The organism is Rubellimicrobium thermophilum DSM 16684 (assembly GCF_000442315.1).
Lineage (GTDB): Bacteria > Pseudomonadota > Alphaproteobacteria > Rhodobacterales > Rhodobacteraceae > Rubellimicrobium > Rubellimicrobium thermophilum.
The window spans coordinates 43248-65981 of the sequence record NZ_KE557323.1; the positions used below are offsets into that span (position 1 = coordinate 43248).

Annotated in this window: 24 protein-coding genes, 1 other RNA gene and 2 pseudogenes; 17 read left to right on the top strand and 10 right to left on the bottom strand. The window is 69.7% G+C overall.

The genetic code is table 11. From position 1 onward, the window contains the following. Positions 1-3 precede the first annotated feature (3 nt). The 4 genes from rnpB (at position 4) to RUTHE_RS11900 (ending at position 3047) form a co-directional block, all read left to right on the top strand. An RNA gene (gene rnpB / locus RUTHE_RS15580) (RNase P RNA component class A) lies at positions 4-406 on the top strand. Between the two features lie 54 nt (positions 407-460). Beyond that, positions 461-1612, top strand: coding sequence for a PAS domain-containing sensor histidine kinase (locus tag RUTHE_RS11890; RefSeq protein ID WP_021098673.1), 1152 nt, complete (start codon positions 461-463; stop codon positions 1610-1612). A gap of 94 nt (positions 1613-1706) precedes the next feature. Beyond that, a complete protein-coding gene (rpmG, locus tag RUTHE_RS11895; protein WP_021098674.1) occupies positions 1707-1874 on the top strand; it encodes a 50S ribosomal protein L33 in 168 nt (55 codons plus the stop codon). 462 nt (positions 1875-2336) lie between these two features. After that, the gene (locus RUTHE_RS11900; RefSeq protein ID WP_021098675.1) at positions 2337-3047 is read left to right on the top strand and encodes a GNAT family N-acetyltransferase; all 711 of its coding nucleotides are present in this window, start codon (positions 2337-2339) and stop codon (positions 3045-3047) included. A gap of 7 nt (positions 3048-3054) precedes the next feature. On the opposite strand, the gene RUTHE_RS11905 is transcribed toward RUTHE_RS11900, so the two are convergent. Next, complete coding sequence (locus RUTHE_RS11905) at positions 3055-3735, bottom strand: response regulator (protein ID WP_021098676.1); 681 nt, start codon at positions 3733-3735, stop codon at positions 3055-3057. A gap of 111 nt (positions 3736-3846) precedes the next feature. Here RUTHE_RS11905 and mce point away from each other — a divergent pair, with 111 nt between their 5' ends. Further along, positions 3847-4251, top strand: a complete 405-nt coding sequence (mce, locus tag RUTHE_RS11910; RefSeq protein WP_021098677.1) for a methylmalonyl-CoA epimerase — start codon at positions 3847-3849, stop codon at positions 4249-4251. Between the two features lie 125 nt (positions 4252-4376). Continuing rightward, positions 4377-4493: pseudogene (locus RUTHE_RS18380) on the top strand (DUF1467 family protein); the annotation flags it as partial. A gap of 129 nt (positions 4494-4622) precedes the next feature. Here the strand turns inward: RUTHE_RS18380 and RUTHE_RS11920 are convergent. Together RUTHE_RS11920 and RUTHE_RS11925 are read right to left on the bottom strand one after the other, a co-directional pair. Then, positions 4623-5315, bottom strand: a complete 693-nt coding sequence (locus RUTHE_RS11920; protein WP_021098679.1) for an EI24 domain-containing protein — start codon at positions 5313-5315, stop codon at positions 4623-4625. Then, positions 5312-5881 carry a nitroreductase family protein gene (locus RUTHE_RS11925; protein ID WP_021098680.1) on the bottom strand — a complete coding sequence of 190 codons (570 nt, stop codon included), beginning with the start codon at positions 5879-5881 and terminating at the stop codon, positions 5312-5314. Before RUTHE_RS11925 ends, RUTHE_RS11920 begins: the two co-directional genes overlap by 4 nt. Before the next feature lie 167 nt (positions 5882-6048). Between RUTHE_RS11925 and RUTHE_RS11930 the strand changes: the two genes are divergently transcribed. Further along, positions 6049-7665 carry a GMC family oxidoreductase gene (locus RUTHE_RS11930; RefSeq protein ID WP_021098681.1) on the top strand — a complete coding sequence of 539 codons (1617 nt, stop codon included), beginning with the start codon at positions 6049-6051 and terminating at the stop codon, positions 7663-7665. A 98-nt stretch (positions 7666-7763) separates the two neighbouring features. Here RUTHE_RS11930 and RUTHE_RS11935 read toward each other — a convergent pair whose 3' ends face one another. Continuing rightward, positions 7764-7997 carry a hypothetical protein gene (locus tag RUTHE_RS11935; protein ID WP_021098682.1) on the bottom strand — a complete coding sequence of 78 codons (234 nt, stop codon included), beginning with the start codon at positions 7995-7997 and terminating at the stop codon, positions 7764-7766. 164 nt (positions 7998-8161) lie between these two features. On the opposite strand from RUTHE_RS11935, the gene RUTHE_RS11940 reads away from it, so the two are divergent. Beyond that, entirely contained in the window at positions 8162-8905 is a 744-nt protein-coding gene (locus RUTHE_RS11940) for a M48 family metallopeptidase (protein ID WP_021098683.1), read from the top strand. A gap of 13 nt (positions 8906-8918) precedes the next feature. Here RUTHE_RS11940 and RUTHE_RS11945 read toward each other — a convergent pair whose 3' ends face one another. Both RUTHE_RS11945 and trhA read right to left on the bottom strand, forming a co-directional pair. Continuing rightward, complete coding sequence (locus RUTHE_RS11945) at positions 8919-10580, bottom strand: MFS transporter (protein WP_021098684.1); 1662 nt, start codon at positions 10578-10580, stop codon at positions 8919-8921. 37 nt (positions 10581-10617) lie between these two features. Beyond that, on the bottom strand, positions 10618-11274 hold the full coding sequence (trhA, locus tag RUTHE_RS11950) for a PAQR family membrane homeostasis protein TrhA (RefSeq protein ID WP_021098685.1): 657 nt from the start codon (positions 11272-11274) through the stop codon (positions 10618-10620). A gap of 120 nt (positions 11275-11394) precedes the next feature. Here trhA and RUTHE_RS11955 point away from each other — a divergent pair, with 120 nt between their 5' ends. Further along, entirely contained in the window at positions 11395-11760 is a 366-nt protein-coding gene (locus tag RUTHE_RS11955; RefSeq protein WP_021098686.1) for a diacylglycerol kinase, read from the top strand. A 61-nt stretch (positions 11761-11821) separates the two neighbouring features. Here RUTHE_RS11955 and RUTHE_RS11960 read toward each other — a convergent pair whose 3' ends face one another. Both RUTHE_RS11960 and RUTHE_RS15560 read right to left on the bottom strand, forming a co-directional pair. Beyond that, entirely contained in the window at positions 11822-12550 is a 729-nt protein-coding gene (locus RUTHE_RS11960; protein ID WP_021098687.1) for a diguanylate cyclase, read from the bottom strand. Further along, a complete protein-coding gene (locus tag RUTHE_RS15560) occupies positions 12475-12942 on the bottom strand; it encodes a hypothetical protein (protein ID WP_051150462.1) in 468 nt (155 codons plus the stop codon). Before RUTHE_RS15560 ends, RUTHE_RS11960 begins: the two co-directional genes overlap by 76 nt. A 382-nt stretch (positions 12943-13324) precedes the next feature. Between RUTHE_RS15560 and RUTHE_RS11965 the strand changes: the two genes are divergently transcribed. The 4 genes and pseudogenes from RUTHE_RS11965 (at position 13325) to RUTHE_RS11980 (ending at position 16700) form a co-directional block, all read left to right on the top strand. Then, positions 13325-13603 (top strand): DUF3572 domain-containing protein, encoded by a 279-nt coding sequence (locus RUTHE_RS11965; RefSeq protein ID WP_021098689.1) that lies wholly within the window; start codon positions 13325-13327, stop codon positions 13601-13603. Between the two features lie 461 nt (positions 13604-14064). Then, positions 14065-14346: an HAD family hydrolase gene (locus RUTHE_RS18385; protein WP_342662245.1), complete on the top strand. Its 282-nt coding sequence runs from the start codon at positions 14065-14067 to the stop codon at positions 14344-14346. Positions 14347-14433: 87 nt separating this feature from the next. Further along, complete coding sequence (locus RUTHE_RS11975; protein WP_021098691.1) at positions 14434-16011, top strand: trimethylamine methyltransferase family protein; 1578 nt, start codon at positions 14434-14436, stop codon at positions 16009-16011. 136 nt (positions 16012-16147) lie between these two features. Continuing rightward, positions 16148-16700 (top strand): annotated as a pseudogene (locus RUTHE_RS11980) (fasciclin domain-containing protein). Between the two features lie 61 nt (positions 16701-16761). Here the strand turns inward: RUTHE_RS11980 and RUTHE_RS11985 are convergent. After that, positions 16762-17787, bottom strand: coding sequence for a zinc ABC transporter substrate-binding protein (locus RUTHE_RS11985; RefSeq protein ID WP_021098693.1), 1026 nt, complete (start codon positions 17785-17787; stop codon positions 16762-16764). A 123-nt stretch (positions 17788-17910) separates the two neighbouring features. On the opposite strand from RUTHE_RS11985, the gene RUTHE_RS11990 reads away from it, so the two are divergent. The 4 genes from RUTHE_RS11990 to RUTHE_RS18390 all read left to right on the top strand — a co-directional run bounded on the left by RUTHE_RS11990 (position 17911) and on the right by RUTHE_RS18390 (position 21762). Next, entirely contained in the window at positions 17911-18369 is a 459-nt protein-coding gene (locus RUTHE_RS11990; RefSeq protein WP_021098694.1) for a Fur family transcriptional regulator, read from the top strand. Beyond that, positions 18366-19112, top strand: coding sequence for an ATP-binding cassette domain-containing protein (locus RUTHE_RS11995; RefSeq protein WP_021098695.1), 747 nt, complete (start codon positions 18366-18368; stop codon positions 19110-19112). Before RUTHE_RS11990 ends, RUTHE_RS11995 begins: the two co-directional genes overlap by 4 nt. Next, positions 19112-19876 (top strand): metal ABC transporter permease, encoded by a 765-nt coding sequence (locus RUTHE_RS12000; protein ID WP_021098696.1) that lies wholly within the window; start codon positions 19112-19114, stop codon positions 19874-19876. The genes RUTHE_RS11995 and RUTHE_RS12000 overlap by 1 nt, the downstream gene beginning before the upstream one ends. Positions 19877-19986: 110 nt before the next feature. Further along, on the top strand, positions 19987-21762 hold the full coding sequence (locus RUTHE_RS18390) for an ATP-binding cassette domain-containing protein (protein ID WP_021098697.1): 1776 nt from the start codon (positions 19987-19989) through the stop codon (positions 21760-21762). Between the two features lie 24 nt (positions 21763-21786). On the opposite strand, the gene RUTHE_RS12010 is transcribed toward RUTHE_RS18390, so the two are convergent. Next, positions 21787-22722, bottom strand: a complete 936-nt coding sequence (locus RUTHE_RS12010; RefSeq protein ID WP_021098698.1) for a nucleoside hydrolase — start codon at positions 22720-22722, stop codon at positions 21787-21789. Between the last annotated feature and the right edge of the window lie 12 nt (positions 22723-22734).

Here is a 22734-nt window from a genome sequence, read left to right on the forward strand (position 1 = left end):
CGCGCGGATGGCCGGATGACCGCGGGCAGCGCTGCCCGAGGAAAGTCCGGACTCCACAAGGCACGGTGCCGGGTAACGCCCGGCCGGGGTAACCCGAGGGAAAGCGCCACAGAGAACAGACCGCCTGCCGGACGCCCCTGACAGGGGCCGGCGGCAAGGGTGAAACGGTGGGGCAAGAGCCCACCGCGGGACGGGTAACCGGACCGGCACGGCAAGCCCCACCGGGAGCAATGCCGAATAGGGGTTCCGCGTCGGCCGCCCCGAAGGGGGTGGTCGGCAGGGTCGCCTGAGCCCGAGGAACCCGGGTAGGCAGCACGAGCCCGCCGGCAACGACGGGCCCAGAGGAATGGTCATCCAGGGGGGGCAACCCCCCGGACAGAATCCGGCTTACAGGCCGTCCGCGCCTTGTCTTTCCGTCCGTTGGCCCGACACGGCTTGCGCCTTGCAGGGCGATGGGATCATGCTCCACACGCCGCAGGACGGAAAGGACCATGTCATCATGCCGCAGGCCGATGCCGCTCTTGCTCATGGAACCGGTCTGTCCCTTGCCCATGATCTGGGCTTTGTCGCCGGCATTCCCGGCGGAGCGGCAGGCGGGGTGGGGCTGGCCGTCTCGCTGCTCTCGGCGCTGCCCGATTGCGTCAAGCTTCTGGACCTTGACGGACGGCTCATCGCGATGAGCCATGCCGGCCTCTGCCTGATGGAGATCGACGATTTCGGGGCGATCCGGGGATGCGACTGGTGGACGCTCTGGCCGTCCGAGGCCGAGGACCAGCTGCGCCGCGCCGTTGCCCGCGCCAGGGCAGGAGAGACGGCGCGCTTCACGGCCTTCTGCCCGACAGCGAAGGGCACGCCCAAATGGTGGGAGGTGACGGTTGCGCCCATCCGTCAAGGCAAGATCGCCGAGGGCGCCGATGGCGTCACGGCCCTGTTGTCCGTCTCGCGCGATGTGACGGCCCAGATGGAGGCCCTGCAGGAGATCGAGACCCGCCGCGCCGAGGCCGAGGTTGCGCTCGCGCAGAGCCGGCTCCTGCTGCGCGAGATCGATCATCGCGTCAAGAACAGCCTGATGCTGATCGTCGGGCTGCTGCGGATGCAGGCCCGCCAGAGCGCGGGCGAGGCCGAGGCCTGCCTGTCGGAGGCGGCACAGCGCGTGCTGACCGTGGCCGCAGTCCATGACCAGCTCTACCGCGCCGAGATGCCCGATGCGGTCCTGCTCGACGACTATCTGGGCCATCTCTGCACGGATCTCGCCGCCGCCCTGCGCAATGGGGATGGTGCACGGATCGAGACGACGCTCGCCCCCCTGTCCGTCACGCCCGATCGCGCGGTGGCACTGGGGCTGATCCTGGCCGAGGTCGTGGCCAACGCCTTCCGGCATGCCCGGCTGGGGCCTGACAACGCCGTGCATGTCCGCCTCGCTGCCGAAGGGCCCGGTCGCGCACAGCTTGTGGTCGAAGATGACGGTTGCGGCATGCCCGAGAGGACGGGGCAATCAGGCCTCGGGACGAGGGTTGTCCTGTCAAAGGCCGGCGAGATCGGGGGCGAGGCGCGCTGGTCGCCGCGCCAGGGCGGCGGCACGGTGTTCACGCTCGACTTTCCGCTGGCCTGATGTGCAGCAGGGCGGTTGACAGTTCCGGCATGGCGGATAGAAGGCGGGCTTCACGGAAAGTCACGCAGGCCGGTGGCCCGCGACGGAGATCAGCATGGCCAAGCCGACCACGATCAAGATCCGCCTCAATTCCTCGGCCGGGACCGGGCATTTCTACGTCACCAAGAAGAATGCCCGCACCATGACCGAAAAGATGACCGTGCGGAAATACGATCCTGTCGTGCGTAAGCACGTCGAATACAAGGAAGGCAAGATCAAGTAGGGTCTTCGGTCCCCCCGCGGCCGGGGCCCCTTGCCTCCTGGAGGGCCGTGCGGTGATCGCGCGGCCCGTTTCATGTCCGGCCTTCGCCGGTGGCGGCCATGGCCGCATGGGATGCGGCCCCATCGCCGAGGGCTTCCTGTCCCCGGTCACCCGGCATCGGTGAGGCTGTGCCCATCGCGCCCCCTCGGACCGGCAACCCGTCGGACTGGCAAGGGATGGTGCAGTGCGCTGCCCCCTGATGGTGGCCGGGCCGCAGCCGTCGCCCGCAATCCGGACCGGGACCCTTGACAGGGCCGTGTGCTCTGATGCCTCGGGCATGAGCTCCGCCGGGCAGGGCAGATCGGCGGCCTCGATCACAGGGGCCGTCGTGACATCCGCCATGGCAGCAGGATGACAGGGCGGAATCCACGACCTGCGGCTTGTGCAGCGCGCGTGGGGGCGTCGCAGCAAAGGGAGACAGACATGGAGCGGCGGCAAGGCGACCCGGTCGAGGGCTGGCGTGTTCCGCCGAGGCCGGGACCGGAGACGATGGAGGGGGCCTGGGCGCGCCTCGAACGGCTGGATCCCGCACGCCATGCCCCCGAAATCCACGCGGCCAATCGCGAATCGGACAGGATCTGGGACTGGCTTCCCTATGGCCCCTTCGACGACGAGGCCGGCTGGCGCGCCTGGGCCGACAGCGTCGCCGGGGGGGAGGACCCCTTCTTCTATGCGATCCGCGATCGGCAGACAGGGCGTGCGGGGGGCGTGGCGAGCTTTCTGCGGATCGTGCCGGATCATGGCACGATCGAGATCGGGCATATCAACCTCTCGCCCGCGCTTCAGCAGACCCGTGCCGCCACCGAAGCCCTGTGTCTGATGATGCGATGGGCCTTCGAGGCCGGCTATCGCCGGATCGAGTGGAAATGCGATGCCCTCAACCTGCCTTCGCGCCGGGCGGCGCAGCGTCTGGGGCTGAGTTACGAAGGCACCTTCCGCCAGCATCTGATCGTCAAGGGGCGAAACCGCGACACGGCCTGGTTCGCGGCCACGGACCGGGACTGGCCAGGGCTGCGATCCGCCTTCGAGGCCTGGCTGGCCCCTGCGAATTTCGATGCCGACGGGCGGCAGCGGCAGGCGCTGTCCACCCTCACGGCGCCCCTGCTGGTTGCCCGCGATCCCGCCCTCTCCTGATCCGGTCCTAGAAGGCAGGCACGGCATCGAGACGCCCTTCGATCATGCGGGTGAGGCGGACAAGGGCCGCGCGATCCCCGGGATGGGTGGCAAGATCCTCGGCCGCATCGGACAGGGGGATGTCCCCTGCCGTGCGGGCAACGCCGCGCAGGAAGGCGGCGACATAGGCCTGCCGCCCGGCCCGGTGGATCAGGGCCTGCGCCATGGCCAGATCGTCATGCAGAGCCGCAGGGTCCGGCCTCACGCAGTCGGAGGAGAGAGGGACAGGCGGGTCGGCCGGCAGATGGCCCAGCAATGCCCTCTGGAACTGGGACAGCGACAGGACAGGCTTGGTCAGGAAGGTGTCGGCGCCGGCATCGCGCGCGGCCGCTTCGAGGGCGGGATCGCCGCTGATGGCGACGATCGCGGGAATGCGGGGTCTGACAGCGGCCAGGCGGGCCAGCAGATCGAGGCCCGAGCCATCCGGCAGATGCAGATCGACAAGAGCGGCAGAGGGGCGCCAGGCGCGCAGATGGCGTTCCGCACTGGCCAGCGAATCGGCCCGCCGCAGACGGGCGCCCGAACGCGTGGCAAGCAGGCGGACCCCCTCGCTTGCCAGGCGGCTGTCCTCCACCAGAAGAAGGGTGAGGCCAAGCAGAGGCTGACCTGCGCAGGCGTGCCGCGGGGGGAGAGGATCAGAACCGGTCATGGCGCGAATCCCTGTCTGACGGATGGTTGCGGGGACAGGATCGCAGGGAAAGGTTGATGCGCGGTTAACGACGATCTGGACAGGCTGACGCCGCAGGGCGAGAAGGGAAGCATGATCGGCCGTCTCAACCATGTCGCCATCGCCGTCCCCGATCTGGCCGCCGCCGCGGCCCGCTATCGCGATGCCCTTGGCGCCTCGGTGGGCGAAGCCCAGGCTCTGCCCGCCCACGGAGTGAGGGTCGCCTTCGTGGATCTGCCCAACAGCCGGGTCGAACTGATGGAGCCGCTGGGCGAGGACAGTCCGATCGCCGCCTTCCTGAGCCGCAATCCGGCGGGCGGCCTCCATCATCTCTGCTATGAGGTTGAGGACATCCGCGCCGCGCGCGACCATCTGCTGGCCGCTGGGGCCCGTGTTCTGGGCGACGGAGAGCCGAAGACCGGGGCCCATGGCCGGCCGGTCCTGTTCCTGCACCCGAAGGACTTCCTCGGAACGCTGATCGAGCTGGAGGAGGTCTGACGGCTGCGGCATTGCCGCCCCTTTCGCCGCGGGGATGAGGGCGCTAGAGCCGCTTCTGTCCCGTTCCGGAGACCCCCGTCATGACGATCACATCCGCCCTTGTCCTCTTTGCGGTCATCTGGTTCATGACCTTCTTCGTGGTGCTGCCGATCCGGATCGTCACGCAGGGCGAGGCTGGCGAGGTGGTGCCCGGCACGCATGAGGGCGCCCCCCATGTCACCCATCTGAAGAGGAAGGCCTGGATCACGACGGCCATCGCCGTGGTGCTGTGGGTCGTCATCGCGTCGCTGGTGGTCTGGGGGCCCTGGGGGGGTGCGCGATCTCGACTGGTTCGGGCGCATGTCGCCCCCCTCCGGCTGAGGCCGGCGCGGTCAGTCGGCGGCGACAAGGCGGTGATGGAGATGCGTGAAGGCCGCCGCCGCCAGCACCGGCACGAACAGGTTCACCACGGGGACGGCCAGCGGCAGGGCCGTCAGGGCTCCCAGCGCCCAGATCAGGCCCCGGTGGCGGCGGGCCAGCGCCCCGGCCCCGGCCGGATCCGTGCGGCGCAAGGCGGCGCTGCGGAACCCCTCCTGTCCCAGCAGCCAGCCGTTGAGCAGGATCCAGATCAGCGGGGCCAGCGGGGCCAGCAGCAGATAGGCCGCCAGCGCGACCAGATTGGCCCCGATCACCACCCCGAAGGAGCGGATGGCATCGCGCACCGATTCGGCCCAGCCCTGATGACGGGCCGGGGGGAGATGGGGATAATGTCGTGCCTCGACGGCGGCGGCCACCTCGTCGAGAAAGAGCGAGGTCATGGCCGCGGCGAGGGGCAGCATCAGCAGCGCCGCCAGGAGGATCAGGACCGGCAGGGCCACCCACAGGCCCGCCTCGTCGATCCAGCCCAGTTCGCCCAGCCAGGGCAGCGAGACCGTCTCGGGCAGCCGATGGGCGAGGAGCCACAGAAGCCCGGCGCCCGAGAGGACAAGCAGCAGCGCCGCAAGCCCCGCGCCCTTCCACAGAACCCGGCGAAAGGCGGGATCGCCCATCTGGGACAGGGCGAGGATGAGGCTGTGCCCGATCACGACCAGGTGACCAGGCGGTCCAGATCGGGGCGGGGACGGTCCGGCGTGTCCGTCCGGGGCGTGCCGATATGGATGAGGCCCACAACCCGTTCGCCTTCGGCCAGACCCAGCCCGTCGCGCCGGAAGATCTCGTCCTCGACCGGCCAGCCGGTCAGCCAGTTCGCGCCCCAGCCGGCGGCTGTCGCGGCATTGTGAAGCTGCATGCAGACCGCTCCGCAGGAGAGGGTCTGCTCGAGACGCGGAATCCGGTCGGTGGGGCGCGGAACCTGGATCACCGCCACGGCGAGATCGGCCTGTGCATATTGGGAGGCCGCCTTGGCGATCGCCTCGGGCGCGAGGCCCAGCGCCGCCCCCCGCTCCTCGACCAGACGGGCCAGGGCATCCGTGCGCGGACGTGTCAACACCAGGAAACGCCAGGGCTCGAGCTTGCCGTGGTCGGGGACGCGGACCGCCGCCGTGAGCAGCGTCACAAGCTCCTCGCGAGAGGGGACGGGCAGGGTCAGCGTGCGCGCCGGTCGCGAGCGGCGCGACAGGAGGAAGTCGAGGGCGGCAGGATTGGCAGGCATGAGGGTCATGAGCTCCGTGATCGCGCCCGGGTTAGGCCTTTGCAGAGGCAGAGGGAAGGGCCGATGCCGTCGGCCCATCGGAGAGGCTGGCCGAAGCCCGCCAAGAGCGACATGGAGGGTCGCTTCCCTGCATACCTGGCCCCTGCCGGAGCGTTAGATCTGCGCCTATGGACGGGGACTGGGACTATATCATCGTGGGGGCAGGATCGGCCGGCTGCGCGCTGGCCTGGCGCCTGTCGGAGGATCCGTCCTGCCGGGTCCTCGTGATCGAGGCCGGGGGCAGCGACCGGCGGCTCTTCGTGCAGATGCCGCTCGGCTATGGCAAGCTGTTCTACGATCCGCGCGTGAACTGGAACTACCGGGCCGAGCCCGATCCGGGCCTGGCCGGGACCGCCGATCACTGGCCCCGCGGCCGGCTGCTCGGGGGCTCCTCCTCCATCAACGCCATGGTCTGGATCCGCGGCCATCCCGGCGACTATGACGACTGGGGGCGGTTGGCGGGGCCGGGATGGTCCTGGGCGGATGTGCTGCCCGATTTCCGGGCCATGGAGGACTACGAAGGCGGTGCGGACGCCTGGCGCGGCACGGGCGGACCGCTCTTCGTCTCCACCGGGGCACGGGATCCCCATCCCCTGGTGCTGCGGGCATTGAAGGCGGCAGAGATGGCCGGTCTGCCCTTCAACCCGGATTTCAACGGCGCGACGCAGGACGGGGTGGGCTTCTACCAGATGACGATCCGTGGAGGGCGACGCAACAGCGCAGCGCGCGCCTTCCTGCGGCCCGCGATGCGGCGTGGACAGGTCGCGGTGATGACCCATGCCCAGGCCCTGCGTCTGATCTGGGAGGGGCGGCGCTGCGTGGGAGTCGAGGTGATGCGCGCGGGCGCCCGGCTGTCGCTGCGGACGCGGCGCGAGGTGATCCTGTCGGCCGGGGCGGTGGGAACGCCCCAGCTCCTGATGCTTTCCGGGATCGGAGATGGCGAGGCGCTGCGCGCCCTGGGCCTGCCGGTCCTGCATCACAACCCGAATGTCGGGCGTCATCTGAGCGACCATCAGGGCCTGAACTACACATGGCGGATGCGGGAACCCACCTACAATGATGTGCTCCGCCCCTGGTGGGGCAAGCTGTGGGTCGGGGCGCAATGGCTTCTCCTCGGGCGGGGGCCGCTGGCAATGTCGATCAATCACGGCGGTGGGTTCTTCCGCACCGATCCCGGCCGCGAGCGGCCGAACATGCAGCTCTATATCCAGGCCTTTTCCACCCTCATCCCGCGCGAGGGAGAACGCCCCGTCCTCTCGCCCGATCCCTTCCCCGGCCTGTCGCTGGGGCTGTCCAACTGCCGCCCGACCAGCCGGGGACGGATCGATCTGCGCAGTCCCGATCCGCTGGTCCATCCGCGCATCACGGTCAATGCCTACGGCACCGAAGACGACATCCGCGAGATGCTGGAGGGGGTGAAGATGCTGCGGCGCATCGCCGCCCAGCCCCCCTTTGCCGAGGTCGCGGCCGAGGAACTGCGCCCCGGTCCCGCCGTGCAGGACGACGCGGCCCTGATCGCCGATATCCGCGCCCGGTCCGGCACGGTCTATCATCCGTCCTGCACGGCGCGGATGGGACGGGATCCGGCGGAGTCGGTTCTCGACGGGCGGCTGCGGGTGAGGGGGGTCGAGGGGCTCCGCGTCGCCGATGCCTCGGCCTTTCCGACGCTGCCGGGCGGCAACACCAATGCCCCGGCAATGCTGATCGGCTGGAAGGCCGGCGGTTTCCTGCAGGCCGGGGAATGAGGAATCCCTCTCTGGGGCGCGATTCCCGGGGGGCGTGGCTCCGGAAGGACAGCGCAGGGCCGCAGGGGTCCGGCTCTCTCCCCCTCTCCGCCTGCCTGTCAGGGCAACCGCGTCCTGTAGGCCCCCTCGGGCAGATCGAGCGCCGCGCGCAGGTCGCGCAGCATCGTCGGCGTGAGGGTGACCGTCACGACCTCGTCGAAATGGGGATCGAACTGTTCGACCGTCACGCGGTCCTCATAGGCGCGGATGACGACATCCTCCGCCAGCGGGGCCGCCCCTTCGTCGATCAGCGTGATGACGGTGGCGTCGAAGTCATGTTCGATGGTGACCATGCGGATCAGGGTAGGCGGTGGGCCGGGGGACGTCCAGACGGGCCGCCCGGAAACGGCTGCCGGGTGCCGATTGCGTGAGCATCAGGGCAGGCGGCTGGCCGCCGCCCGGCGGGGCGGGTAGGCTTCTGTCCGTCAGACGGGATCGCGAGGAGACGGAAGGGACCATGCACGCAAGGGGTCTGGCGGCGGGAATCGCGGCGGCGCTGGCTCTGGCCCTGGCCGGCTGCGCCGCGCCCCCTGCTCCGGTGCCGGGTCGGATCCAGATGCCCCCCGCGCCGGCGGTCGCGCCGGTGCCCGACAGCGTCGTCGCGCAGGCCCGCAGCTTTGTCTCCGTGATGGAGCGACTGGAGCCGGTGGCCGAGGCCGAGTGCATCGCCCGCAATCCCCGCGCCAACTGCGATTTCCTGATCGTGGTGGACGACCGTCCCGGCATGCCGCCCAATGCCTTCCAGACGCTGGGCCGTGACGGGCGCCCGATCCTGGCCATCACGGTTGCCCTGCTGTCCGAGATCGCCAACGAAGACGAGCTCGCCTTCGTCATGGCGCATGAGGCGAGCCACCACATCGCCGGTCATCTGGCACGGCAGGACGAGAATGCGATTCTCGGCGCCACGGTGTTCGGGCATCTTGCGGCACAGCGGGCCGGGGCGACAGAGTCCTCCATCCGCCAGGCCCAGCGTCTGGGGGCCGAGCTGGGCGCGCGCAGCTATTCCAAGGAATTCGAGCTCGAGGCCGATGCCCTCGGGACTCTGATCGCGGCGCGGGCGGGATTCGATCCGCTGCGGGGGGCGGAGTTCTTCCTGCGCATCCCCGATCCCGGCAACCGGTTCCTGGGAACCCACCCCTCGAATGCCGAGCGGATCGCCACGGTGCGGCGGGCGGCCGCGGCGATCGGCCTGCTGCCCTGAGCGGACCCTGCCATCAGGACAGGCGTTGCGATTCGGCCAGCGGCGCGGCCAGTTCGCGCGCGGTGCGGGCGGGCTCGGCTGCGCTCGCGCGGGGATCGCGCTCGATCATGCGGCGCACTTCCGGCGGCCAGGGACCGCGATGCAAGGCGCGGATCCGGTCGTAGACGGCGGCATCCTCGCGCGTCTGGCGATTGTTGAGGCGCACATAGTCCGCCCAGGTGGCGACATCATAGCGTTCCACCCAGAGCGTGGGATCCCCCAGATCGCGCAGCAGCGACCAGTGATGCGCACCATCGCGTCGGCGGATCCGTCGGCGTTCGGCCATCGCGGCGAGAAAGGCTTCGGTCTCCGAAGGGTCGATCCGCCATTCGATGGACACGGCGACCGGACCGGTCCGCCCATCCACGGGCACGGCCGTTTCGGGCGCCGTCCAGCGGCGCAGGGGGCCGAGATCGCGTCCCTCGGATTCGGCCAGGGGCAGCTGCAGCCCCATCGCGGCACAGAGCGCAAGCACCGCCGCTGCGGTCAGAAGGGCCGTTCCGAGCCCCGCTCCTTCGGCCAGAAGGCCCCAGACCGCGCTGCCCCCTGCCATGCCGCCGAAGGTTGCCATCTGGTAGAGGGAGAGCGCCCGCGCCACGACCCAGCGCGGCGTGGCCATCTGCACCGAGACGTTGAAGCTCGAGAGCGCGAGCACCCAGCCGGTTCCCGCGACCAGGAGCGCCGCCGCCAGTGCTGCCGGATGAGAGACAAGTGCCATTACCGCCAGCGAGGCGGCGAAGGCCAGCGCAGACAGCCGCACCAGGCCTTCGGTCGAGAGGCGGGCACGCAGGCGGGTGCTGACGAGCGCGCCGCCCACCGCCCCGATCCCGAAGGCGCCGAGCAGCAGCCCGTAGGTCAGCGGCCCCCCGCCCACAGGCCCGCGCGCGATCAGCGGCAGCAGAGACTGCACGGCGACCGCTCCGAAGCCGAAGATCGCCCCCCGCGCCAGCACCCGCAGCACGGCCGGCGAGAGCAGCACATAGCGCACGCCTGTCAGCATCGCCGGGCCGAGCGATTCGCGCGGCAGCGCGTCGTCGGGCCGCTCGGGCCGCCAGCGCAGCAGGACGACGATCAGGGCCAGATAGCTCAGGGCATTGACAGCAAAGGCGGCTGCCGCGCCAGCCAGGGCCACGACCGCACCGCCCAGCGCCGGGCCGAGACTGCGCGCCAGGTTGAATCCCATGCTGTTGAGCGCCACCGCCTGCGGCAGGGTCGGGCGCGGCACCATATCCCCCACCGAGGCCTGCCAGGCTGGCAGGTTCAGCGCTGCCCCGCAGCCGAGCAGGAAGGTGAAGAGCAGCAGCAGCCAGGGTGTCGCCAGTCCGGCCCAAGTCACAAGAGCCAGCGTCAAGGACACCGCGAACATGACGGTCTGGGCCGTCAGCATCACGATGCGCCGGTCGTGGCTGTCGGCCAGCGCTCCGGCCACCAGGGAGAGCAGCATCACCGGCAGCGCGACGGCTGACTGCACCAGCGCCACCATGTCGGCCGATCCCGCAATCGCCGTCATGAGCCAGGCCGCGCCGACCGCCTGGATCTGGCTGCCGAAATTCGACAGCAGGCTGGCGATCCAGACATTCCGGAACAAGGGCAGGCGCAGGGGCGCCAGGGACGAGTGATCGGCAGCAGCGGTCATGCGGCTTTCGGTCCGCCCCCCTTCCGGCCGCCCTGTCTCAGGCCAGTGTGCCCAGCGCGATGGCCGCAAAGAAGCAGCCCGAGGCAGCCAGGACGAAGCCGTGCCAGATGGCGGTCGCGAATCGGAGCGACTCCCGGATGAAGAAGAAGGTGCCCAGGGTATAGAGCAGCCCTCCCGCGAGGACGAGGGCCAGTGCCCCCCATGGCAGGAGCGGCAGCCCGGGAAGAAGGATCAGCACGCCAAGCCAGCCGAGGCCCAGATAGACCGCGGTGCTTCTGGCCGAGGGATCGCGCCAGCGGACCAGCTTGGCCGCCGCCCCTCCGAGGGCAAGCGCCCAGAGCAGACCCAGGGCACCCCAGGCGAAAGCTCCCCCCGCGAGGGCCGCGAAGGGCGTCGCCGTGCCGGCGATCTTGAGATAGATCGCCGCATGATCGAGCCGGCGCAAGGCCGGACGCAGCCCGTCCCATGGCGCCAGATGATACAGCGCCGAGACCAGGAAGGTTGCCGTCAGCGCGACGGCATAGACCGAGAGGGCGGCGATGCGCGCCCCATCGGCCGTCTGCCACCCCGCCATCAGCAGAAGCAGGGCCCCGATCAGCGCGAAGGTCACGCCAAGCGCATGGACCACCGCATCGGCGATCCGTTCGGACCGCACCGGCACGGGGTAAGGCGAGGGTGGGAGGGGTTGGCTCATCCGCGGGAACCCTGAAGCAATCCTGCCTGTCAACGCAGCCAGGCAGGCCTTGGTTGCGGCCTTCACAGAACGGCGGACAGGCGTCATGCTGTCGCGTCGGGACAGGGAGGACGAGGGCCGATGATCCGCCGCCAATGGGAGCGTCTGCGCCTCCGCGCCGTCTGGTCCTGGGAGGGCTGGAGGCATGTCTGGCGCACCGAAGGGAGCCTGCATCAGTGGATCTGGGCGAATCTGGCTTCGGCCGCGCTCGCGCTGATGCTGCCGCTGACGCCGGGCGAACGGGCCGCGATCCTGATGGGTGGCATCATGGTGCTGGCCTTCGAATGCCTGAACACCGCGATCGAACGCGTCGTGGACGACATCTCCGAGACGCGAAGGCCCCGCGCCAAGCAGGCCAAGGATGCCGGCAGCGCCGCCGTGGCCGTGGCGGGGCTTGCCGTCGGCGCCGCCTGGGCCGCGGCACTGCTGCGAATCGCATGGGGATGATCCCCGCCCCCTCGCCGGCCCGGCCGGCTTCGGTTCCGAGCCGGTCCTTATGCCCCGCCCCTCAGGCGGCTCCGGCGGCGACCGAGACCATGTTGCGCCCCCCGTTCTTGGCCGCATAGAGCGCCATGTCGGCACGGTCCTGAAGCCCGCGATCGGTGAGCCCGCTTGCCAGATCCGCCGGCGTGGCTGTGGCCACGCCGATCGACAGGGTCACACGCACCTGCCGCGGGGCCGGCTCGCCCTCCGGCCCGATCCAGCCCCCGCCGCGCCGCGCCGCAACCGGCGTATCATCAAGCAGGAACGGACAGTCTTCGACGGCGCGGCGCAACCCTTCGGCTACGGCACGGGCCTGGGCGGCATCGGTTCCCGGAAGGGCCACCAGGAACTCCTCCCCCCCCATCCGGGCGAGCAGGTCGCCGGGCCGCAGCCGGCTGCGCAGGCGGCGTGCCACTTCGGCCAGCACGCGGTCCCCCGCGGCATGACCATGACGGTCATTGACCCCCTTGAAATGGTCGATGTCCACCAGCATGAGCGCCAGCGGCCGGCCCGTGCGCCGTCCCTCGGCCATCAGACGGCGCAGTTCGGGTTCGGCATGACGGCGATTGTGCAGACCCGTCAGCGGATCGCGCAGCGCCGCCTCCAGCTGGGAGCGCAGACCCCTGCGGAGCCGGTCGGCCTGCGCCTTGCGGCGCAGCAGCGCCCGGGCGCGCAGGATCACCTCGTCCCGGGCGACGCAGGCCGTGACCACATCGTCGGCCCCCAGATCGAGCGCGAGCGCAGCCGTCTGCACGGCCTCCTCGGGCAGAAGGACCAGTGTCGCGGCATGGCGCCCGCCGCCCGCGCGCGCAGTGCCGCGAGATGCTCGAGCACCTGCGCCCCTTCCTCGAGATCGCCCCGGATGGCATGCGCATCGAGCACGGCCAGATCCGGCCCGCTGTCGCGATCATCTGTCGCCTCCATGCAGCCGAGCCGCGCGGCAAGGTCGGGCAGGGCGGCATGGGGCGCCATGGCCGAAGACGAAGCGGCGATCACGGCGATCCGCCCGGTCGGCGCCGCCTCGAAGGGAGAGGCGCCCTCGGCCAGGCCGGTCACGGCCGGGGCGAGATCGAACTGCGCCTCCCGCGCGCGCAGGAGGCTGCGCAGCCGGGCCTGAAGAAGGCGTTCGCGCGGCTCGCGCGGCATCACATCCTCGGCCCCGCGGGCCAGCGCGGCCAGGCGCAGCGCCCCCTCTCCCGCCGGGACGAGGACGATCGCCGGAACATTGGCAGGCCGGGCCTCGAGCAGAGAGAGATTCTCCCCCCCCTCGCCCGCGTCGAGCAGCAGCAGTGCCGCCCCCCCGCCCGCAGCCGTGCCGGGGCCCGGGCCGGATCCGCACAGACCTCCAGCGGCAGATGCGCGCGACGGACCGCCTCCTGCAGCCGTGCGCGGCGGGGCGGGTCGCCCTCGACAATCAGGATGTGGCCCGACATGATTCGGTTCTCCGCACTGGCCGCATCGGTTTCATGATCGGCAGCATGGCAGCAAATCGTTAAGAAACCGTTTAGATGACGGTAAGCATGTTTCGATGACTCAGGATCGCGCAGAAACGCTTGCCCTGCAGGCCCTCGCCTGGATGGCGGCCGAAGAGGAAATGGCCACCCGCTTTGCCGGGGCCACGGGGGCCAGTCTGGCCGATGCCCGCGATCGCCTGCAAGATCCTGTTTTCCTTGCATCCGTGCTGGAGTTCCTGCTGCAGGAGGATCGCTGGGTGATGGCCTTCTGCGATGCGCATGGCCTGCCCTATGAGGCGCCGATGCAGGCGCTCATGGCGCTGCCGGGCGGACGGCGCCACGAATGGCCCTGAAAGCAGGCTAACTTTTGTATAGAACCGGTTAAGGAGATCGGCAGGATGCCGCGCATCGCCGGAGTGATCTTCGACAAGGACGGCACGCTGTTCGACTTCCAGTCCACCTGGGGCCTGTGGTCCCGCCGCCTGATCGAGGTCGAATCACGCGGGGATCCTGCCCTGGCGGCGCAACTGGCCGAGGTGCTGGGTTACGACCTGGCCACGGGCCGCTTCCGCCCCGACAGCCTGGCCATCGCCCATACCACGGAGACCGTGGCCGCGGCGATGCTGCCGCTCCTGCCCTGGACGGATGGCGAATCACTTCGCGCGCGGATGGATGCGCTGGCCGCACAGGTGCCGCAGGTCGAGGCCGCCCCCCTGCGCGAGGTGTTGGGCCGGCTGAAGGCGATGGGGCTGACCCTGGGCCTCGCCACCAATGACAGCGAGGGCCCGGCGCGGGTGCATCTCGCCGGGGCGGGGTGGACGATCTGTTCGGCTTTGTCGCCGGCTATGACAGCGGCTGGGGCGGCAAGCCCGGGCCGGGTCAGCTCCTCGCCTTTGCCGAATCCGCGGGCCTCGATCCGGCGGACTGCGCCATGGTCGGTGACAGCCTGCATGATCTGGCTGCCGCCCGGGCGGCCGGGATGCGGGGGATCGGCGTCCTGACCGGCGTCGCCGGGCGCGAGACGCTGGCCCCGGCGGCAGAGGTGGTGCTGGAAAGCATCGCGACACTGCCGGACTGGATTGCCACCTGCTCATGATCCGTCCGCGACGACACATGTCGCGTTCCGGTCGGCCCGGCAGCCCGGGGGCGCGTTAGGCTTGCCCTGCAACAGGGGGAGGCGCGCATGGCGAATGATCTGACAGAGGCCGCGAACCCGAAGGCCCGGCGCCGCGGCGGCGGGCGCGCCGGCAACGCCCAGCGGCGGGGCAGTGCCGCCCATGAGCAGATGTCCTGGCGCATCCCCGTCAACCACGACCGCCCGACCGAACCCCTGACCGAAGAAGGCGTGCAGGCGATCCATGACGGCGCCATGCGTGTGCTCGAGGAGATCGGCATCGAATTCCTGAACGAGGAAGCGCTGGCCCTCTTCCGCCAGGCCGGCTGCACGGTCGAGGGCACGAATGTCCGCATGGGCCGCGACTGGGTCATGGAGATGGTCGCCCGTGCCCCCCGCGAATTCTCCATCACCCCGCGCAACCCGGAAAGGACGCTGCCCATCGGCGGACGGTATCTCCTGTTCGGCAATGTCTCGTCCCCGCCCAACTACTGGGATCTGGAAATCGGACGGAAGGTGCCGGGCACGCGGGCCCATTGCGCGAACCTGTTCCGGCTCACCCAGCATTTCAACTGTATCCATTTCGCGGGCGGCTATCCGGTGGAGCCGGTGGATGTGCATCCCTCGGTGCGCCATCTCGATGTCCTGTTCGACAAGCTGACCCTGACGGACAAGGTCTGCCACGCCTATTCGCTGGGCCGGGAACGCATCGAGGATGCGATGGAGATGGTGCGCATCGCCGGGGGCTATACGGAAGAGGAGTTCCGCGCGACGCCCCGGATGTATACCAACATCAACTCCACCTCGCCGCTCAAGCACGACCAGCCGATGATCGATGGCTGCCTGCGCATGATCCGGCGGGGTCAGGCGGTGATCGTCACGCCCTTCACTCTGGCCGGTGCCATGGCTCCGGTGACGATGGCCGGCGCCGTGACGCTGTCGATCGCCGAGGCGCTGTCGGCCATCGCGCTGTTCCAGTGGGTGCAGCCGGGCTGCCCCTGCGTGATCGGCACCTTCACCTCGAATGTGGACATGCGCAGCGGCGCCCCCGCCTTCGGCACCCCGGAATACATGCGCGCGACCCAGATGACCGGCCAGATGGCCCGCTTCTACGGCTTGCCATTGCGCGCCAGCGGCACCTGCACGGCCAATGTCCCCGATGCCCAGGCCATGTGGGAGACCTGCAATTCGCTCTGGTCGGCGGTCCAGTCGGGAACCAACATGGTCTATCACGCCGCCGGCTGGCTCGAGGGGGGGCTGATCGCCAGCCCCGAGAAGTTCGTCATGGATTGCGAGATGCTCCAGATGATCCAGCGCTACATGGAGCCCGCCATCTGGGATACCACACCCGATTCGATCGCCCTCGACGCCATCCGCGAGGTGGGATCCGCGGGGCATTATTTCGGCATCGCCCATACCCAGGCCCGCTACGAGACGGCCTTCTATGCCCCCTTCGTCAGCGACTGGCGCAACTGGGAGGCCTTCGATGCCGCCGGCGCCGTCTGGACGGCCGAACGCGCCCATCGGCTCTACAAGGAGATCCTGCATCATTTCGAGGAGCCGCCGATGGACCCGGCCATCCGGCAGGAGCTCACGGAATTCGTCGAGCGGCGCAAGCGCGAGGGTGGGGCCCCCACCGATTTCTGAAGGCCCGAGGCCTGCCGGGCGGGGAACACGATTCCGTGATCGCCGACGAAAGGCGAAACTCCGGCCATCGCCCCGCGTGACTGCCCATCGGAGCCGGACCGGACCGGCCGGACAGAAATCCGATGGGAGACGACCGATGAAGACCCTTCTTGCTGCCTCCGTCCTGACGCTCGCCGCCTCGGCCGCCCTGGCCGAAATGCATGGCGAGAACCCGATGGTCGGCGGGGCTCCCATGTTCCCCGAACGCAACATCGTGGAGAATGCGGTCAATTCGGCCGATCACACGACCCTGGTGGCCGCGGTGCAGGCCGCGGGCCTTGTGGAGACGCTGGCCGGCCCCGGCCCCTTCACCGTCTTCGCCCCCACCAACGAGGCCTTTGCCGCGCTGCCCGCAGGGACGGTCGAGACGCTGCTGATGCCCGAGAACATCGAGCAGCTCCGCAAGATCCTGACCTGCCATGTCGTCGCCGACGAGCTGTTCTCGGCCGAATTCGCCGAACTGCTCGCCAATGGGGGTGTGGCCAAGGTGACCACGGTGGGGGGCTGCGTGATCGAGGCCCGCATGACCGATGATGGCCTTCAGCTCACCGACGAGCAGGGGGGGCACCGCGATGGTGACCATCGCCGATGTGGATCAGTCGAATGGCGTCATCCACGTCATCGACAAGGTGCTGCTGCCCGCGTCGTGACCTCCCGACCACGCGGACAGGAAAGGGGCCGCCGGGCATCCGCCCTGGCGGCCCTGTCGCGTCAGCCGCCGAGGCAGTCCTCCAGGGCTGCGGCGAGCCCTTCGATCAGGGCCGGATAGAGATCCGGGCCGGGTTCCAGGAATACCCCTTCCGGATCGGCCATGGCGGTGCGCAGATCCGCCCCCTCGCCCAAGGTCGTGGCCCAGGCCGGATCGGTTTCCGAATCGAGCAGAAGGCAGGAGGCGCCCCCGGAAAGGGCCGTATCGCGCAAGGCCGCGATGGTGGCGGGGGAGGGCGGCGCGCCCGTGAAATCGGCCACCGATCCGGCCGAGGACAGGCCGCTGGCCCGTTCGAAATAGGCATAGGCATCATGGCCGGCCAGGAACCGGCGATCCCCGAGCGGGGCCATCCGGGCCCGCAGATCGGCAGCCAGTTCCGTCAGGCGGGCCTGTGCGGCCTCGGCATTGCTCCGGTAGGTCTCGGCATGCGCGGGGTCGAGATCCGACAGGGCCCCCGCAATGGCCCCGACCCAGACGGCGGCCACCGCCGGATCGAGCCAGGCATGGGGGTCGATCTCGCCGGGCACGCCATGAGCATGGTCGTGATGGCCGTCATGGCCATGGTCGTCCCCCTCATGGTCATGGCTGCCGGCATGGGCGTGATCGTCGTGATCCTCGTGATCCTCATGTTCGCCGTGATCATCGTGATCGTCGTGATCCTCGTGATCATGATCGGCCAGATCGGCACGGGCGCCGAGGATCAGCGGCTCCCATCCCTCTGTCTCGAGGAGGGTGAGGATCCTGGCCTCCGGCGCCAGGCTTCCGATGGCGGTGTCCAGCCAGGGCAGCATGACCGGCCCGGTCCAGACGATCAGATCCGCCTCGGTCAGGGCGGCCGCATCGGAGGGACGCAGCGCCATGTCATGCGGCGAGGTGCCGGGCGGCACGACGAGCGAGGGTTCGCCCACCCCCTCCATGACCATGGCGACAAGGCTGTGAACCGGCCCGATATCCGCCAGGACACGCGGCGCGTTCTCCGCCATGGCAGGGGTGGCCAGAAGGGCAAGGACGGACAGATGCAGTCGCATGGGACCTCCGTGTCGATTCGGCCGGTTCCTATCGGGGATGTTATGGTATAACAAGACGTCTTGTTACGATGTAACGGAACCCTTGCGGTGGCCCCGGACCGGCTGATAGGAGTTCCCCGCCCCATGACCCGAGCCTTCGACAGCCATGATCATGCCACCTGCCGGCGCGAGGCCCTTGCCGCCGCCGAGGCCGCCTGCGCAGAACGCGGCGAGCGGCTGACCCCCGTGCGGCGGCGGACGCTCGAGATCCTGCTCGAATCGCATCGGGCACTGGGCGCCTATGACGTCCTGGAACGCCTGCGCGAGGATGGTTTCGGCAGCCAGCCGCCCGTGGCCTATCGCGCGCTGTCCTTCCTCGTCGAACAGGGCCTCGTGCACAGGATCGAGGCGCTGCAGGCCTTTGTCGCCTGCGCCCGGCCCGGCAAGACCCATGAAGCGGCCTTTCTCGTCTGCCGCCGTTGCCGCCGCGTCGCCGAGGAGCCCCTGCCGGATCAGACCCCCACCACCCCGGGATTTGCCGTGGAACGCCGCGTCGTCGAGATGCAGGGACTCTGCCCCGATTGCCGGAACGGGAAGGCATGACCCTGGTCGCGGCCGAGGGAATCGCGGTGCGGCAGGGGCGCCTGCGCGTCCTTCAGGATGTGACGCTGCACATCCGGCCCGGCGAGATCGTCACCATCGTCGGGCCCAACGGCTCCGGCAAGTCCACGCTGCTGCGCGCCCTGATCGGCGCCGTCCCGCTCGCGGCAGGCCGCGTGATGCGCAGACCCGGCCTGCGCATCGGCTATGTGCCCCAGAAGCTCCATATCGATCCGACCCTGCCCATCACGGTGCGCCGCTTCCTCGATCTGCCCCATCCGGTGGAGGACACACACGCCTGCGCCGCGCTGGAGGAGGCCGGGGCCTCCGGACTGGAAGGACGGCAGATGGCGGCCCTTTCGGGCGGACAGTTCCAGCGCGTGCTGCTGGCCCGCGCGATCCTGCCCGAGCCGGATCTGCTGATCCTCGACGAGCCGACGCAGGGCCTCGATCAGCCGGGAGCCTCGGCCTTCTACCGGCGCCTGGAGGCGATCCGCGACCGGCTGGGTTGCGCGGTGCTGATGGTCTCGCACGATCTCCATGTGGTCATGAGCGCGTCCGACCGCGTGATCTGTCTCAACGGCCATATCTGCTGCGAAGGCACACCGGCCGTCGTCTCGGCCGCGCCCGCCTGGCGCGAGCTGTTCGGCACCGGAACGCAGGGCGCGCTGGCGCTCTACCGGCATCGTCACGACCACACGGACCACGCCGCCCATCACCATTCGCCGCTTTCCGAGGGCGCCTGATGCTCGACGATTTCCTGATGAGGGCGGCGCTGGGGGCGCTGGGGGTGGCGCTGGCCTCGGGGATTCTGGGCTGTTTCGTGGTCTGGCGACGCATGGCCTATTTCGGCGATGCCACCGCCCATGCCTCGATCCTGGGCGTGGCCTTGTCGCTGGGGCTCGGGCTGCCTCCTGTCTCCGGCATCCTGGCCACGGCCGGAGCGACGGCCCTGCTGGTCTGGCTGCTGGCCGAACGGGGGATCGGCGCCGATGCGGTGCTGGGCGTGATCGCCCATGGGGCGCTCGGGCTCGGCCTCTTCGCAGCCGCCATCCTGCCGGGGCCGCGGATCAGTCTCGAAGCCTGGCTGTTCGGCGACATCCTGACGGTCGGGCGCGGCGACCTGCTGATGATCTGGGCGGGTGCCGGGCTGGTGGCAGGGCTGGTGCGCTGGCACTGGGGGCTGCTGCTGACATCGACCCTGTCGCCGGACCTGGCCCGGGCGGCGGGAATGGATCCGCGACGGGGCAGCCTGCTGCTGTCGCTGCTGCTGGCCGTGGTCGTCGCCGCAGCCATCCGCATCGTGGGGGCGCTGCTCGTCATCGCCCTGCTCATCATCCCGGCCGCCGCCGCCCGGGGCCTGGCCTGCACGCCCGAAGGCATGGCCTGGGGCTTCCTGCGGGGATCGGCGCGGGGGCGGCACTGGGCGGGCTGGGGCTGGCCGTGCTCGCGGATGCCGCGGTGGGGCCCTCCATTGTCGCGGTGGCCGTCGGTATCTTTGCCATTGTGACCGTCGCAACACGTCTGCACAGGGGTTGACGCCGATCGAGATTGACTCGGCATCCCGAATGTGCTCGTTTTGTTCTGATCTCTCCCTCCCCCCCCCGACGGACCGAATCCATGCCCCTCGACGCGACCGACTCACCGGCCATCTGCGCGCGCGGGCTGGTCAAACGCTTCGGCAGGCTGACGGCCGTGGACGGCATCGATCTCGATGTGCCCCGCGGCACGATCTTTGCCGTTCTCGGCCCGAATGGCGCCGGCAAGACGACGCTGCTGCGGATGCTGGCCACATTGCTGCGCCCCGATGCGGGCTCGGCCACGATCATGGGTCATGACCTGATCGGCGATCCCGACGGGGTGCGCGGTGTCATCAGCATGACCGGGCAGTTCGCCTCGCTCGATGAGGATCTCACGGGACGGGAGAATCTGGTGCTGCTGGCCCGCCTCTGGGGCTTTGGCCGCCGCGCGGCAGGGGAGCGGGCCGATGAGCTGCTCCAGGCCTTCGACCTGACGGAGGCCGCCGGCAAACAGGTCAAGAGCTATTCGGGCGGGATGCGCCGCCGTCTCGATATCGCGGCCTCGCTTGTCGTGACGCCGGGACTGCTGTTCCTCGACGAGCCGACGACCGGCCTCGACCCTTCGGCGCGCGCAGGGGTCTGGTCGCTCATCCGGGATCTTGCGGCAACGGGCGTCACGATCCTGCTGACGCCCCAGTATCTCGAGGAGGCGGACCAGCTTGCCGGCCGGATCGCCGTCATCGACCATGGCCGCAAGATCGCCGAGGGCACCAGCCGGCAGCTCAAGCTGCAGACCGGTTCGGGCGTGCTTCATGTGACACCGCTCGCCGATCCGGACCGGGCGGTAGCGGCGCTGACGCGTGCGACGGGCCAGCCGGTGCAGCGATCCGCCGAAGGGGCCGAGCTGTCCGTTCCCGTCCCCCGATGCCGCCCGCGCCCATGCCGTGCTGGCCGTCCTGCTGGCCGAAGGGATCGGGATCGCGGATTTCCGCATGGGCCAGCCCACGCTGGACGAGGTGTTCTTCGCCCTCACGGGCAAGCCGGAGGGACGGAGATGAAGGATCTCACGGAACCGCCGCGGATCGGCTCTGTCGCACTGCGCCATGTCGGGCGTCCCCCGCGTCCCTCGCCCCTGACCCATGCGCTGACTTTCGGCTGGCGGGCGGTGTTGAAGTTCAGACATGTGCCCGAGCAGCTCTTCGACCTCGTGATGACGCCCATCATGTTCACGTTGCTGTTCACCTTCGTGTTCGGCGGCGCGCTCGCGGGAAGTCCACGGGACTATCTGCAGTTCTTCCTCCCCGGCATTTTGGTGCAGACGGTGATCTTCAATTCCGTCTATTCGGGGGTCGGTCTGTGCACCGACCGCCAGAAGGGGCTGTTCGACCGCTTCCGCAGCCTGCCGATCTGGTCGCTGGCCCCCTTTGCCGGGCTGATGGTGGGCGATATCCTGCGCCACCTGATTGCAGGGGGGATCATCCTGGGGATCGGCCTGCTTCTGGGCTATCGCTCGCCGGCCGGCCTGATCGGCACGGCCGGGGCCTTCCTGCTGCTGCTCGCCGTGGGCTTCGGCACCGGCTGGATCTTTCTGGTCATCGGCCTTCTGGTGCGGACGCCCATGACGGTGATGACCTTCGGCTTCACCTTCGTCTTTCCGCTGGTCTTCGCCTCCAATATCATGGTCGCGCCCGAGACAATGCCGGGCTGGCTGCGCAGCTTCGTCGAGCACAATCCGGTGTCGCATGTCGCAACAGCCCTGCGCGGGCTGTTCGACGGGACGGCAACGCCGGGCGGGATCGGGCTCGCGCTGATGGCACCCGCCCTGCTGACGGTGCTGCTGGCCCCTGTGGTGGTGGTGCTCTACCGGCGAAGCTGACGGCCCCCCTGCGCGGCCGGCCGGTCACAGCCGGGCGAGCCGCTCGGTCAGAAGATCGAAGAACCCCTCGGCATCCACCTCGCGCAGCCAGGTGGCATTGCGCGGCCGGTCCGTGACGCCCCACCAGTCGGCGACGGTCATGCCGCGGGTCAGGGGACTGCGGGTCTCGACCTCGACATTGATCAGACGCCCGCGGAACAGATCGGGCCGCAGCAGCCAGGCGATCACGCAGGGATCGTGCAGGGGGCCCCCTTCGGAGCCGTATTTCTCCACGTCAAAACGCTCGAAGAAGTCCAGCCAGGCGGCGACGGCCTCGCCCACGCGGGTTCCCATCGCGCGGAAGCGGTCAATGCGCGCCCGTGATGTCAGCGCCTGGTGGGTGCAGTCGAGAGGGAGGACGGTGAGCGGACGGCCAGAGCGGAAGACGATGTCGGCCGCCTCGGGATCCACATAGATGTTGAATTCGGCCGCCGGGGTGACATTGCCCCCCTCGAACAGGCCGCCGCCCATCAGCACAATCTGCTGCACCCGCCCCACGATGTCCGGGGCGCGGCGGAAGGCCGTGGCAATGTTGGTGAGCGGCCCCAGCGGGCAGAGGGTGACGGTGCCGGCGGGCTCCTGCCGCAGCGTCTCGATCAGGAAATCGACGGCATGGCGGGGATCGAGCGGCAGCGCCGGCTCCGGCAGATCGATGCCGTCGAGGCCGGTCTTGCCATGGACATATTCGGCGGTGACCAGATCCCGCGCCAGCGGGCGGTCACAGCCGGCCATGACGGGAACCCTGCGCCCCGACAGCTCCACCACCTTGCGGGCATTGAGCGCCGTCAGCGGCAGCGGCACATTCCCCGCAACCGTCGTGATGCCCAGAACCTCCAGCTCGGGCGAGGCGAGGGCCAGCAGGATCGCCACCGCGTCATCCTGGCCGGGGTCCGTGTCGATGATGATCCTGCGCGGTGTCATGGGGTCTTCCTT